At 69.4% G+C, this 13,831-nt stretch carries 10 protein-coding genes and 1 pseudogene; 10 read left to right on the forward strand and 1 reads right to left on the reverse strand.

Translation table 11 applies throughout. The features are described 5' to 3' along the window. The first annotated feature begins 4 nt into the window (after nt 1-4). From ACIOC0_RS20425 to ACIOC0_RS20435, 3 genes are all read left to right on the forward strand, one after another. Entirely contained in the window at nt 5-1,222 is a 1,218-nt protein-coding gene (locus ACIOC0_RS20425) for an aminotransferase class V-fold PLP-dependent enzyme (RefSeq protein WP_402156504.1), read from the forward strand. A gap of 108 nt (nt 1,223-1,330) precedes the next feature. Continuing rightward, nucleotides 1,331-2,095: a class I SAM-dependent methyltransferase gene (locus ACIOC0_RS20430; protein WP_402156505.1), complete on the forward strand. Its 765-nt coding sequence runs from the start codon at nt 1,331-1,333 to the stop codon at nt 2,093-2,095. A gap of 322 nt (nt 2,096-2,417) precedes the next feature. Continuing rightward, the gene (locus ACIOC0_RS20435) at nt 2,418-2,570 is read left to right on the forward strand and encodes a thioesterase domain-containing protein (RefSeq protein WP_402156506.1); all 153 of its coding nucleotides are present in this window, start codon (nt 2,418-2,420) and stop codon (nt 2,568-2,570) included. On the opposite strand, the pseudogene ACIOC0_RS20440 reads toward ACIOC0_RS20435, so the two are convergent. Next, nucleotides 2,566-2,719 (reverse strand): annotated as a pseudogene (locus ACIOC0_RS20440) (Tat pathway signal protein); the annotation flags it as partial. The gene ACIOC0_RS20435 and the pseudogene ACIOC0_RS20440 sit on opposite strands and share 5 nt — an antisense overlap. A gap of 399 nt (nt 2,720-3,118) precedes the next feature. Here ACIOC0_RS20440 and ACIOC0_RS20445 point away from each other — a divergent pair. The 7 genes from ACIOC0_RS20445 to ACIOC0_RS20475 all read left to right on the forward strand — a co-directional run bounded on the left by ACIOC0_RS20445 (nt 3,119) and on the right by ACIOC0_RS20475 (nt 13,803). Then, a complete protein-coding gene (locus ACIOC0_RS20445; RefSeq protein WP_402156508.1) occupies nt 3,119-3,940 on the forward strand; it encodes an HAD-IIA family hydrolase in 822 nt (273 codons plus the stop codon). Between the two features lie 78 nt (nt 3,941-4,018). Continuing rightward, entirely contained in the window at nt 4,019-5,074 is a 1,056-nt protein-coding gene (locus ACIOC0_RS20450; RefSeq protein ID WP_402156510.1) for a saccharopine dehydrogenase NADP-binding domain-containing protein, read from the forward strand. Nucleotides 5,075-5,085: 11 nt separating this feature from the next. Beyond that, the gene (locus ACIOC0_RS20455) at nt 5,086-5,319 is read left to right on the forward strand and encodes an MbtH family protein (RefSeq protein ID WP_402156511.1); all 234 of its coding nucleotides are present in this window, start codon (nt 5,086-5,088) and stop codon (nt 5,317-5,319) included. 151 nt (nt 5,320-5,470) lie between these two features. Further along, nucleotides 5,471-10,366, forward strand: coding sequence for an amino acid adenylation domain-containing protein (locus tag ACIOC0_RS20460; RefSeq protein WP_402156512.1), 4,896 nt, complete (start codon nt 5,471-5,473; stop codon nt 10,364-10,366). After that, nucleotides 10,357-11,049, forward strand: a complete 693-nt coding sequence (locus ACIOC0_RS20465) for a hypothetical protein (protein WP_402156514.1) — start codon at nt 10,357-10,359, stop codon at nt 11,047-11,049. Before ACIOC0_RS20460 ends, ACIOC0_RS20465 begins: the two co-directional genes overlap by 10 nt. Nucleotides 11,050-11,072: 23 nt before the next feature. Beyond that, on the forward strand, nt 11,073-12,233 hold the full coding sequence (locus ACIOC0_RS20470; RefSeq protein WP_402156515.1) for a pyridoxal-phosphate dependent enzyme: 1,161 nt from the start codon (nt 11,073-11,075) through the stop codon (nt 12,231-12,233). A 25-nt stretch (nt 12,234-12,258) separates the two neighbouring features. Next, on the forward strand, nt 12,259-13,803 hold the full coding sequence (locus ACIOC0_RS20475) for an amino acid adenylation domain-containing protein (protein WP_402156517.1): 1,545 nt from the start codon (nt 12,259-12,261) through the stop codon (nt 13,801-13,803). The last annotated feature ends 28 nt before the right edge of the window (nt 13,804-13,831 follow it).

Consider the following 13,831-nt stretch of genomic DNA (forward strand, 5'->3'; position numbering starts at 1 on the left):
CGCCATGACCGCACCCGGCATACGTACCGAACGTCTCTCCGCGTTCGAGGAGTTGGCGGAGTGGCAGCGTGCGCTGCGCGCCCAGTTCCCGATCATCGCCACGCATCCGGACCTGGCCTACCTGGACAGCGCGGCCACCGCGCAGAAGCCGCAGGCCGTCCTCGACGCCGTCCAGACCTACCTCACCACCGCCAACGCCAACGCCGGACGCGGAACCTACACCTGGGCCAACCTGACCACGGATCTGGTCGAGGAGACCCGCGACAGGGTCCGACGGTTCCTCGGCGACCCGGACGCGGAACAGTCGGCTGTCCACTTCACCAGTGGCGCCACCGAGGGGCTGCGCACCATCGCCCGCGACTGGCTCCCGGCGTTTCTCGCCGACGGCGACGAGATCATCGTCCCTGCCGGCGACCACCAGGCCAACATCGTGCCCTGGCTGGACGCCCAGCAAGCGCTGGCCCGCCAGGGCGTCCACATTCGCGTCCGCCAGATGCCCTACCAGCAAGCTTCCGGCGACTACGACCACACCGCCCTCGCGGACCTGGCCGGGCCGCGCACCCGGTTCGTCGCCGTCACCCACGTCCACCACGTGTACGGCGGGAACATGAACATCCACCGCATCCGTGAGGCGGTCGGCCCCGATGCGGTCCTCTGTCTGGACGCCGCCCAGAGCGTGGGCCACCTGCCGGTGTCCGTGACCGATCTGGACGTCGACTTCGCCGTCTTCTCCGGGCACAAGGCCATGGCCCTGCCCGGCACAGGCGCCATCTGGGCCCGCCAGGCGCGCGGACCGGGGTTCACGCCCGGTGGCTGGTCGGGCACCCCCAACACCGTCGGTATCGCCTCCCTTACCGCGGCCCTGGACTGGCTGGACACTGCCGGCACCGACCGGATCGACCGCTGGACGGTGGCACTGACGGCCCGGCTCACCGACGGGCTGCGCCATCTGGACGCCTACGAGATCCTCGGCTGCCAGACCAGCCTGGCCGTCGATTCCCCCGTCCAGCAACGGTGCGGCATCGTCACGTTCCGGCACCGCGCCATCGACTCCGGCGACCTCGGGTTCATCCTCTTCAGTCACGGCTTCATGGTCCGCTCCGACAACCACTGCCAAGGCAGCGCGGGCGAGCAGACCAGCTCCGTACGTGTGAGCCTGCACGTGTACAACAGCGTCGAGGAGATCGACCGGCTGCTGTCCGTCCTCGCCTCACTCGTATGAGCCCATGCTCACGCGCCCCCGACGAAAGGCGGAATGGAAACCGTTTCCACCTGTAGGCTCGGACGCAAAGCAGAGACAGCAAGTGCGAGACGGCAAGGTGGCACGACCGTGGGACTCAGCCTGGCGACGGCAGAACGATGGGTGGAACGGTGGGAGCGCCAGCAGCAGCGGTACGCCACCGACCGCGAGGAGCGCTTCACGGTCATCGCCGACATCGTCGAGCACGTCACGGCGGGCCGCCCCGGCAGGCCCCTCGTTGTCGACCTCGGCTGCGGCCCCGGCTCCCTGGCGGCCCGGCTGGCCCAGAGGCTCCCCAGGGCGGACATCGTCGCCGTGGACCGGGACCCGCTGCTGCTGGAGCTTGCCCGCACCCATCACGCGGACGCGGCCCGCTACGTCGACACGGAGATCGGCGAGCCCGGCTGGACCGAGACCCTGGGCCTCGACCGACCGCTGGACGCCGCCGTATCGACGACCGCACTGCACTACCTGAGCCCCGACGCACTGCACCGCACCTACCGCCGGCTCGCCGCGCTCCTGCGGCCCGGCGGCGTCCTCGTCAACGGCGACCACCTCCCGCACGACGACCCCCGCATCGCCGAGGTCGCCGGGTGCGTCGGACGTCGCCGAGCCGAGCGACAGCGAGCCTTCGCCCACGAAGACTGGTCCTCCTGGTGGACGGCCGTCGCACAAGACCCTGAACTGGCCGACCTGCTCGCCGAACGCCGCGAGCGCGAGCCCACGCCCCCGACCACCATCCCCGCCCCCCTTTCCCTCGCCTCCCATGTCCGGCTGCTGCGGCGGGCGGGCTTCGCCCAGGCCGGCACGGTCTGGCAGTACGGCGACAGCCACGTCGTCGTCGCGATCCGCTGACCGCGGGCCGGTCAGCCGCACGCCCGCGGCCCCTTGCCGGCCTCCGGGAACGCAAGGCCGGCCGCCTGTCCGTACGGCGGTCGCCCGTCACCCTGACCCAGTGCACCCGCCGGCGAACGGCACGGAAGCCTCCACCGAAACGATCCGAAGCGCCACAGCCTCTGCCGTTCTCCCCTCCAGGACGCCCCTGCAGTCCACGAGGGCCACGACCACCAGCACGGCGAGGGCTGCGGACACGTGGCCGTGCCGCGCGGCGCACGCTCTCTCCGACGCATCCAGGCACTGATCACCGCTGCCGAGGCCGACGGACACACCGTGGCGGATGCCCAGTCCCACCAAGCACAGCGCATCGCGGCCGCCATCGCCGGCGGGACTGGGCCGTGAGATCCCCCTCGCCCTTTTCGGCCACAGTATGGGGGCAGTCGTCGCCCACGAGGTCGCCGTGCTGCTGAAGAGCACCCACGACATGCGGTAGCCCAGCCGTAGCGGTCGGGGGACATGGAGGCGTCGGCCTGTTCCAGGGCTTGTCGGGGGTGGCCCAGATCCACAGGCCCGGTGGGCGAGGGCGCGGAGAATGTGGCCGGTGAACAGTCCGTCCTCGGCCTCTGCGGCGATGCGGGCGGCCGGTATGAGGGGATCGATCTTGACAGGCCCACCAAACCTAGTGTTAGCCTTCCGGAGTCGTTGTCGCATAAATGACCGATGATTTAAGTAAGTTCAATTATCATCGACGCGTTCGTTGATTTCAGCTCCGGCAGGTCCGGGCCCTGTGGCCAGTGCAGTGAACTTCGATAAGAGCTTCTCCCGTCTTTCGGTAATTCGATGCACCACTCGTACAGTACGGACAATCCGCAGGTCTAGTCCGGCACCACGTGAACAACCGGCAGCAGGCCGATGAATGCCCTCGGCCCGTCCGGGTCAACGCGTTAGAGACTGCGAACCTGAAGAGGGTGACATGAAGCGCGTTCCAATTATTTCACTTTTCATGGTGGGTAGCTGCCGACGTACGTTAGGTGGGCCGCATTGAGGCCCCTCATCGACCATTACGATCTGATTCTGCTGGACGTCGACGGCGTCCTCGTCCTCGGCCAACAGCCCATCCCGGGCGCGGCGGAGACAGTCACAGCCATCCGCGCCAAGGGCGTGCCGCTGCGCTTCATCACCAACAGCCCCCGCCGCCGCCCCGGCGAGACGGCGGAGATGTTACGCAAGGCCGGCATCGGCGCCACTGCCGACGAAGTGCTGACGCCTACCAGTATCGCCGCCGCAGCCCTGGCTCAGCGCCTTCCATCCAGCGCGGCGGTCCTTGTCGTCGGCCCCGAAGCGTTACGCGACGAGGTGGCAGCCGTCGGGCTCAAGCCCGTCAGCTCCGCCGACGACAGGCCACAAGCCGTGGTGCAGGGCTTCGACCCCACCACCAGCTGGCCCATCCTCGCCGAAGCCGCCCTCACCCTGCAGCGTCCGGAAACACTGTGGTTGGCGACGAACCTGGACGAGACCTGGCCCTCCGAGCGCGGTCCGGTCCCCGGAAACGGGGCCTTCATTGCGGCTCTCACCGCCGCCACGGGCCGCGAGCCGGACCTCTCCGTCGGCAAACCCGAGCCCACCCTGTTCCAGCAGCAGGCCAAGGCCCTCGACGCCCGACGCCCGCTGGTGGCAGGTGACCGGCTCGACACCGACATCGAAGGCGGGTGCCGGGCCGGGTTCGACACACTGCTGGTTCTGACCGGCGTGACGACCCCCGACATGCTGGCCGACTCCGACGTCCGCCCCACCTACATCGGTGAGAGCATCACCCACCTTCTCGCTGATCCCGCGGCTTCCACCGACGCGGCGAGGAGGTGAGGCATGCATCCCCGTGCGGAGAACGATGAGTACGCCACGGCATCGCCGGGACTCCCGAGCCCTACGCGTACGAGCACCGTGCTGGTCATCGGCATGGGCGACATGGGAGAGCGGCTCGCCTACCGCCTGGCGGAAGGCGGGCGCGTGCGGCGCCTGGTGCTGGCCGGACGGTCCACCGAGGCCGTCGAGGCCATCGCCGGCACCGCCGCAACCATCTCCGACGGCGCGGTCGAACCGGTCACGGTGAACGCGACCCGGCAAGACGACGTCGCCGACCTGCTCACCCGTACGCGTCCCGACTTGGTCGTGCAGTGCGCGGCTGTGCGGGGGCCCTGGTCGCTGGCAGGGCGCACGGACCCGGCGGCTTCGGCCCTGCTCGGCGCCGGTCTGGCACTGCAACTTCCGTACCAGCTACCGGTGTTGCTGACCGTTATGCGAGCGACCCGAGACGCCGGCTACACCGGACCGGTCGCGAACCTCTCGTTTCCTGACGTGACCGGACCGATCCTCGCCCGGCTCGGACTGGCCCCCACCCTCGGACTCGGCAATGCCACGATGATCCAGCTGCGCTGCCGCGCCGCGCTGCGCGCCGCCCAGCCGGATGCCGAGGTGCCGCGCATCCGCGTCATCGGTCACCACTCTCAGCTGCTCGGCACCATGCTGTCCCGTGAACCGGCCGATCCCGCCGACCGTTGCAGGGTCTTCCTGGGCGAGGACGGACGACGCGCCGACAAGCTCGCCTACCAGGCGCCACCGATCATGCGGACCCAGCGCTACAACGAGGTCACGGCAGCAGCGACGATCCCCACGCTGCACGCTCTCCTGCCCGGCGCGGCACCCCTGCGCTGCTCGGCTGCCGCACCCGGCGGACTTCCGGGCGGCTATCCCGTACGGATCGACGGCGGCACCGTCAGCCTTGATCTGCCGCCCGGGGTCGATCGAGCGGAATCGATCGCGTTCAACGAGAAGCAGGCGCGCGGTGACGGCGTGGAGCACATCGAAAACGAAGGCACCGTTCATTTCACCCCGGAGGCCCGCAACGCGGTCGCCGATTTCGCCCCCGGCCTTGCCGATCCGCTTCCGGTCGCCGATCTGGAGCAACGGGCCAGGCTCCTCGACGCATTACTCGCGTGAAAGGAATCGCCATGGCAGATGAGAACGCCGACCTGACCGTTCCCTACCGCGTGGTCGTCAATGACGAGGATCAATACAGCATATGGCCCGCGGACAGGGAGGTCCCCGCGGGCTGGCGAGCAGTACGGGAAGCCGCCCCAAAAGCCGACTGCCTCGCGTACATAGAAGAAGTCTGGACTGATATGCGCCCGGCGAGCCTGCGCCGCGGAGCGGCCCTGTCGGAGCCCGCACCTGGCGCACGCTGATCGATATTCGGCGTGCAGGGATCTGCGCCTTGATGTCCCCTCTGCCAGACCATCAAAAATCCGCCGTTCAGACGTCTCGTACCGTTATCCGGCAGGAGCAGACTTGAGCAGCATCGAGGATTCCACCCACCACGAGTTATTCCGGACTCCAGTGGATCAGACTTCTCTCCACGAACTGTTCGAAGCCCAGGTGGACCGCACCCCCGAAGGCGCCGCCCTGGTCTTCGAGGACCAGGAGTGGACCTACCGGCAGCTCGACGAGCGAGCCAACCAGATCGCCTGGGGCCTGCTCGCACAGGGTGTCGGACCGGGGCACATCGTCGCCCTGCACACCCGCCGCTCCTTCTCGACGATCGCCGGACTGCTCGGTGTTCTCAAGGCCGGTGCCTGCTACCTCCCCGTCGACCCGGCACTTCCCGCCGCCCGCATCGCCTACATGCTGGAGGACTCCGGCGCCACGCTCCTGCTCGCCGACCGTGCCACCGCCCGGACGGGCAGCCACCTGGACACCCTCGTCCTGGAGGACGCGGAGACCTGGACGCGACACTCCCGCAGCCGCCCGAACGTCACCGTCGACCCCGGCCATCTCGCCTACCTCATCTACACCTCGGGCTCCACGGGCCGGCCCAAGGCCGTCATGGTCCCGCACAGCGCCATCGTCAACCACACCGTCTGGGTCGTCTCGGACGTCTGGCACGGCAAGCCGCTGCGATTCCTGCACCGCATGTCACTCAGTTTCGACGCCTCGAACCTGGAGATCTACGGTCCGCTGACCTCCGGCGGCACGGTCGTGCTCACCCCGAGCCAGGCCGGGATCGACATGGACGAACTGCGGGAGCTGGTCATCGGCGGGCGGATCGACGTACTCGGGGTGACGCCACCCGTGCTGCGCGAAGCCCTCGCCGTGCGTGCCCTGGCCGGGACGGGCCTGCGCTGGCTGATGTGCGGCGGAGAGGCGCTGGAGCTCGACCTGGTCGCCGAGTGCGCGGCGCAGGTCCCCGGCATCGAGGTGGTCAACTTCTACGGGCCGACCGAGACCTGCGTCAACGCGACCTACCTGCCCGCCCGCCTGCACCAGGGTCCGGGGCCGTTGCCCATCGGTTCGCCGATCCGCGACACCAGCGTGTACGTCGTGGACGAGGCATTGAACCCGGTCCCGGACGGCGAGGCCGGGGAGCTGCTGATCGGCGGCGCCGGAGTCACGCGCGGCTACCACGGCCGCCCGGACCTGACCGCGGAACGCTTCATCCCGGATCCCTTCGGCCCCCCGGGCGCCCGCCTCTACCGCACGGGCGACCTCGTCCGCTGGGGAACGACGGGACAACTGGAGTTCCTCGGCCGGATCGACCAGCAGGTCAAGCTGCGCGGCTTCCGCATCGAACTGGGCGAGATCGAAGCGGTCCTGGCAGGGCTCGAAGGGGTCAAGGACGCCGTGGTGACGGCGATCCACCACCCAGTCCACGGGACCCGGCTGGCCGGCTACGTCACGGGAAGCGCGGACACCAGGGTGCTGCGCGCCGAGCTGAGTGCCCGGCTGCCGGACTACATGGTGCCGTCCACGCTCACCCGCCTGGACGCGCTCCCCCTGACGTCCAGCGGCAAGCTCGACCGTGCCGCCCTTCCCGAGCCGGACCCCGTAGGCTCCGGTGAGGACTACGTCAGCCCGCGCGACCCCACGGAGCAGCTCCTCACGGACCTCGTCGCCGAAGTCCTGGGCATCGACCCGGCCCGCGTCGGCGTCCACGACGACTTCTTCGAGCTGGGCGGGCACTCGCTCCTGGTCACCCGGCTGATCGCGCGGGTCGGGGCCGCCCTCACCGCCTCGCTGTCAGCGCGGGACGTGTTCCAGGACCGGACCGTCGCGAAGCTGGCCGGGCGACTGCGCCAGGCCCGGAGCACAGCACCGGTCCAGCCCATCCGCCCCACCGGACGCGGCGGCCGGCCACCCCTGTCACCGGCTCAGGAACGGCTGTGGTTCCTGGAGCAGCTGCAACCGGGAACCACCACGTACACGGCCGCCGTGGAGTACCGCTTCCTCGGCGTGCTGGACGCGGCGGCGCTGCGTGCGGCCCTGTCCGACGTGGTCGACCGCCACGATGCCCTGCGGACCGTCTTTTCCTCCAGCGGGGAGCGGCCGGAACAGATCGTCCTGGAGCGGATCGACCTGCCGTGGGACTTCCACGACCTTCGAGGGCGGGACGCGGCCGCGGTACGGGCACGCGTGAACGACATCGTGCGCGAACCGTTCGACCTGACCGCGGGCCCGCTGCTCCGGGCCCAGCTCCTGCGCATCGGCGCCAAGGAGCACCTTTTGGTGCTGACCGTCCACCACATCGTCTTCGACGGCTGGTCCTTCAACGTTCTGACCCGCGAACTCGGGCAGTGCTACCGGGCCCGGGTGGACCGCACCGCCCCCGACCTGCCGCAGATGTCGCTGCAGTACATCGACTTCGCGGACTGGCAACGGGACTGGCTGTCCAGCGGACCGGCCGCCGAACAGCTCGAGTACTGGCGGGACCGTCTGGCGGACGCGCCGGCCGCGCTGAACCTGCCGACGGACCGGCCTCGCCCGGCCGTCCAGTCGCACCGAGGCGCGTTCGAGTCGGTGCTGATCCCGCCGGAGCTCGTGGAGCGGCTCCGGGACCTCGGCAAGCGCGAAGGCGTCACCCTCTTCATGACCCTGCTGGCCGGGTTCAAGATCCTTCTCGCTCGCCACACCGCCGGCACGGACATCGTCGTGGGCACCCCCGTCGCGAACCGCAACAGGGTCGAGCTGGAGCAGCTGATCGGGTTCCTCGTCAACACCCTGCCGCTGCGCACCGACCTGAGCGGCGATCCCGCCCTCTCCGAGCTGCTGGGCCGCATCCGGGAGACGTGCCTCGGCGCGTACGCCCATCAGGACGTGCCCTTCGAGCAGGTCGTGGAAGCCCTGCGGCCCACGCGGGACCTGAGCAGGTCGCCGGTGGTCCAGGTCATGTTCGGATTCGACGTCGCGCCGGCGCGGGAGGACTCGCTGCGGGACGGCCTGAGTCTGGACTTCACCAGGCTCGAGAACGGCTTCGCCGTCTGCGACGTGATCCTCGACCTCGTGGACGGCCCGCACGGAGTGACCGGCGGCTTCACCTACGCGACGGACCTCTTCGACGCCACGACCATCCGCCGCATGGCAGGCCACTACCTCACCATCCTCGACTCGATGACGCGACACGATACGGCGACGCTGCGGACGTCACGGGTGGAGCTGCTGCCGGCCGCCGAGCGAGCCGAGCTCATCGCGGCCGGCACCGCACCCGAGACCACGTGGCCGGACCACGTCGGCCTGCACGAAGAGTTCGCCCGGCAGGCGGACCGGACCCCGGACGCCATCGCGGTCCGCTGCGCCGACCAGGCGTGGACATACCGTCAACTGGACGAACGGGCCAACCGCATCGCCTGGCGACTGCGCGGCCAGGGCATCGGCTGCGAGGACGTGGTGGCGCTGTGCACCCAGCGGTCCCCGCACATGGTCGCCGGGGTGCTCGGCATCCTCAAGGCGGGCGCCGCCTACCTGCCCATCGACCCCGCGCTTCCGCCCGCTCGCATCCACTACATGCTCGACGACGCGGCCAGCACCACGCTACTGACCGACCACGACACGCTCCCCCGCGTCGAAGACCGGGGGGAGGTGCTCCTCCTCGACGACGAGGACGCCTGGGCCCCTTACCCGACGGACCGCCCGGCTGTCAGCGTGCACCACGACCATCTCGCCTACCTCATCTACACCTCCGGCTCCACCGGTCTGCCCAAGGCCGTGACGATGAGCCACCGGGGCATCCACTGGCTGGCGGTGTCCCTGGCGGGCGAGATCATCGGCGACGGACCGCATCCGAAGGCGGTGGCGCTCAACTCCCCGGTCTTCTTCGACGGCCACGTCATCCAGTTCTCCTGGATGGCCGGCGGATCGACGATGGTGATCGTCCCCGAGGACGTCAGGCGCGATCCTCATCGGCTGGTGGACCTCCTGATCCGCCACGAGATCGACCTCATGGACTGCACGCCGTCCCAACTGGACATGGCGACGAGCTTCGGCGTGCTGGGCGACATCCCGGCCACCACGAAGATGCTGGTCATCGGAGAGGCGGTCAGCGAGAAGCTCTGGCGCACGCTGGGTGCGGGCCCCTGGCAGGCGTACAACCTGTACGGCCCGACCGAGACCCATGCCGCCACGATGACGGTCATCGAACCGGACGAGCCGCTGAGCATCGGTGTCCCGCTCCCGGGGTACGACGCCTTCGTCGTCGACGCGCACGGTGAGCTCGTGCCCCAGGGCGTGGCCGGGGAACTGCTCGTCGGCGGCGGCCGCATCGCACGCGGCTACCACAACCGGCCGGCCCTCACCGCCGAGCGTTTCGTGCCCGACTCGTTCACCGGTCGCGCCGGGCGCCGGCTGTACCGGACCGGCGACATCGTGCGGCGGACCTCGACCGGGGACCTGGAGTTCATCGGCCGCCGCGACAACCAGGTCAAGGTCCGGGGCTACCGGATCGAGCTCGGTGAGATCGAGGCGGCGGTCCTGCGCGAGCCGGGCGTCACCGCCAGCGCGGTGATGCTGCGGGACGGGCCCGCCGGGGACACGCGCATCATCGCGTACTACGTGGCCCCGCCGACGACGACGGAAGCGCACGTCCTGCGGGCGCTGGAGAGCCGGCTGCCGGAGTACATGATCCCGTCGGCCCTCCTCCGGCTCGACAGCTTCCCGATGACCAGGAACGGGAAGGTCGACCGGTCCGCGATGCCTGAGCCGACGTCCGTCGCCACGGTCGAAGGGGACGCCGCACCCCCGGGCGACGAAACGGAAACCCTGCTGACCGGCCTGTGGTCGGAACTGTTGGACGACCGGAGCCTGGGCGTCCACAGCCACTTCTTCAAGAGCGGCGGCCACTCGCTGCTGGCCATACAGCTGATCGCGCGGATCAACAAGGCATTCGCGGTCGACCTGCCCTTGCAGGTGCTGTTCCGCAACCCGACACCCCACGACATGGCAAAGGAGCTGCGCACGTGGCGTTGAACTTCGTTCTGATGCTGACCGAACAGGACCGGACCATTCCGGACGCGGTCGACGTGTACGAAAAACTGTTGGTCGACGAGCTCCGGCTCATAGCCTTCAAGGACGTAGGCACCGATCCGCACATGGCCAGGGATCTGACCGAGGCCGCGCACGCGGACGGCCGGTCGGTCCTGCTGGAGCTGGCCGACACGAGCGACGCCGGCCAGGAGATCGGATGTCAACTGGCGCTGGACCTCGGCGTCGACCGGGTGGTCGGTACGTGGCGGCCGAGCGCGGCAGCGGCCTTCGCGGGCAACGACTCGATCGAGTACTGGCCGTTCGCCGGGGCCATGTCCGGAAGCCCGCTGGTGCTGGACAGCTCGCCCGACGAGCTGGCCGCGGAGGCGCAGCAGCTGAGCGCGACGGACGGTGTAGCGGGCGTGGTCCTCATGCCGTACCGGCAGACCTCCTACGACCCTGTGCTGCTGATGAAGCGCACGGCGTCCGCGGCGAGCGTGCCCTTGCTGATCGCGGGAGGCGTGCGCGATGCGGCGCAGATCACCGACATCGCCGCCGCGGGCGCCTGGGGCTTCACCATGGGCGGCGCCGCGCTCGCGGACAGGCACGACGATCCGGCCTCGGTGACCAAGCGCGTCTCCGAGACCATGCGGCTTTGCCGGCAGGCGTCGTCCGACGCGTCCTGAATTTCCTCCGAGGGAGCGAGAGAATGAAGCTCATCTGCACCACATGTTCCAGCGCGCCCGGCGCCGGCGCGGTGGACGGCCCCAACGAATGGCTGTGCACCCGCTGCGGCGAAGCACTGGCGCCGTCCCTCCCCGACGTCGGGAGCTGGGCGGACGCGGTCACCGACATCCCGGGGGTCGGCCGCTACGCCGCGCTCCTCCCGGTGTCCGAGCCGGACAACCTGCGCAGCAACGAGAAGGCTCTGGTCCCCGTGGAGAGCCCGCAGCTGGCTTTATCGCTCGGTGTCGCGTCCGTGCGGCTGCTGCCGCAGACCTGGAACGACACCGGCACGTTCAAGGACAACGAGGGAGTGCTCATAGCGGCCAAGTGCCTTGAGTGGGGGCTGTCGTCGGTGTCGATGCACAGCTCCGGCAACACCGCACGGGCCTACCAGTACTACACGGACAGGCTGGGCATCACGTGCACGGCGTTCGTGCCGCAGGCCTCCGCCTACAAGTGCCCGACCAGGTCGATCGGCAAGTCGTGCGTGGTGGCTGTGCCGGGCAACATGGCCGACGCGGCCGAGGCGGCCATCGCGTTCAGCAAGGAACACGGCGCACTGCGGCTGACACCGAGCCAGTGGAAGATCGAGGGCAAGGCACCGCTGGGGCTGGCGATCGCGGAGCGGTGCGCCGACGCCACGGTCATCGCGGTGACGATCGCCAGCGGCTACGGCCCGCTCGGCATCGAGCGCGGCATCCGCCGCGCCGGGGAGGCAGGACTGCCGACCGTGGGCGAGCACACATATCGCCTGTTCCAGGCATCGGACGCCGGAGTGCTGGGCGAGGCGCTGCGGGACGGCCGTGACGAGATCGACCTGGGTGACATGGTGCCGCCGGAGAAGGCCTTCGAACCCACACTCCAGTCGACGAACCCGAACCGCACGCTGCCGTTGGTCCGTCAGCTGGTGGCGGAGACCGGCGCGCACGTCGACCCCGTCGAGCCGTCACGGGTGGAAGCGGAGGCGCCGCTGCTGATCGACGCCTGCGCCGAGCTGGACATCCCGCTGGCGTACGAGACGGAGAAGTCCGCCTTCATCTGCTGGGGCGGGCTGCGGCAGGCCGCGCAGGCCGGCCGGCTGGCGCCCGACGACCGGATCGTCATGGTGGTCAGCGGATCGACGCCGCTCGACCGCCTGCCGTAGTCACGACGGAGCGGGCCAGACTGGAATGAACTCGAAAACCACGCCTCTGTATGAGTGGTTCGCCGCCTCGGCGAAGCGCTGCCCGGATCGGCCCGCGCTGCAGACAGCGGGTCAGGTCGTCAGCTACGCGGAACTTGAAGGCATGGCGCAGAGCATTGCCGTCCGGCTGCTCGAAGCACATGACGGCATCGTGCCCAGGCGTGTCGGTCTGCTGACTGCAGCGGGCACGCTGTCCGCGTACGCCGGGTACCTCGCCGTCCAGCGGCTCGGTGCCGCGGTCGTGCCGCTCAACCCGTCGTCCCCGGCCGCTCGTAACGCGGTCATCGGTCGAGCCGCCGGGCTCGACCTGGTGCTGGTCGACCCGGAAGTCGACCAGGAAAGGGACGGCGCCGACCTGCCCGTCCGAATACTCGCCGCGGACCGCGGCGGGAATTCGGGTGCGGGTGACCTTCCTGAAATCGTCGTCCGGCCGGAAGACCTGGCCTATATATTGTTCACCTCGGGCTCCACCGGTGAGCCCAAAGGGGTGCCTGTCGCGCACCGCAATATATCGGCGTATCTGAGCCACTGCATCGGGCATTACGAGCTTGCGCCCGGGTGCCGCGTGCTTCAACCGTTCGACCTGACCTTCGATCTGTCGGTGCTGGCGATGTTCGCAGCGTTCGGCTCCGGCGCCACGGTGGTGGTCCCCGGTCGCAACGATCTGCTGGCGGCGGCCCGCTTCGTGCGGCGCCAAAAACTGACGCACTGGTTCTCGGTCCCCTCGGTGATCTCCTTGACCCAGCGGGTGGAACCCCTGCGGCCGGGGTCGATGCCCACGCTGCGCCACAGCATGTTCGCCGGCGAGCCGCTCACCCTCCAGCAGGCCGAAGCCTGGCACGCGGCAGCACCGAACGGGGTGGTGGAGAACGCCTACGGGCCGACCGAACTCACCATCATCACCACGGAGTACGTGTTGCCCAGGGAGGTGGCGCGATGGCCGCGTACCTACAACGGAACAGTTCCCATCGGGCACGGCCTCAGCTCACTGGAATGCGTTGTTCTGGACGCCGACGGAAGGCAGGCGGAGGAGGGTGAGCTGTGCGTCAGGGGTCCGCAACGCTTCGCCGGATACCTCGACCCGGCGAACAACGAGAACCGGTTCCTGACCTACGAAGGGGACAAAGCCACACCGTACGATCCGGGGACCCCGCTGACCGACCGGCATTGGTACCGAACCGGCGACCGGGTTCGCGTCAGTGCCGACGGCTACATCTACTGTGAGCGTCTGGACCATCAGGTCAAGGTGCGCGGATACCGCATCGAACTGGGCGAGATCGAAGCAGTACTGCGGGAACAGCCCGGGGTGCGGGACGCCGTCGTGGTCGCCCGATCGGCACCCGGCGGCGACGCCGAACTGGCCGCTGCGTGCACGGGCCGCATCGGCAGCACCGAAGTCCTGCTCCAAACGCTCCAGGAGAGGCTTCCCTCCTACATGGTTCCTGCCTCGCTGACAGCGTTCGAAGATTTTCCGCTCAATGCCAACGGAAAGGTCGACCGGCGACGGTTGGCCGATGAACTGTCCAGTTGAGCCCACCCAGTTGGAAGATCCGGCTCGG

This window comes from Streptomyces sp. NPDC088254 (assembly GCF_044740925.1).
In the GTDB taxonomy this organism is placed as follows: domain Bacteria; phylum Actinomycetota; class Actinomycetes; order Streptomycetales; family Streptomycetaceae; genus Streptomyces.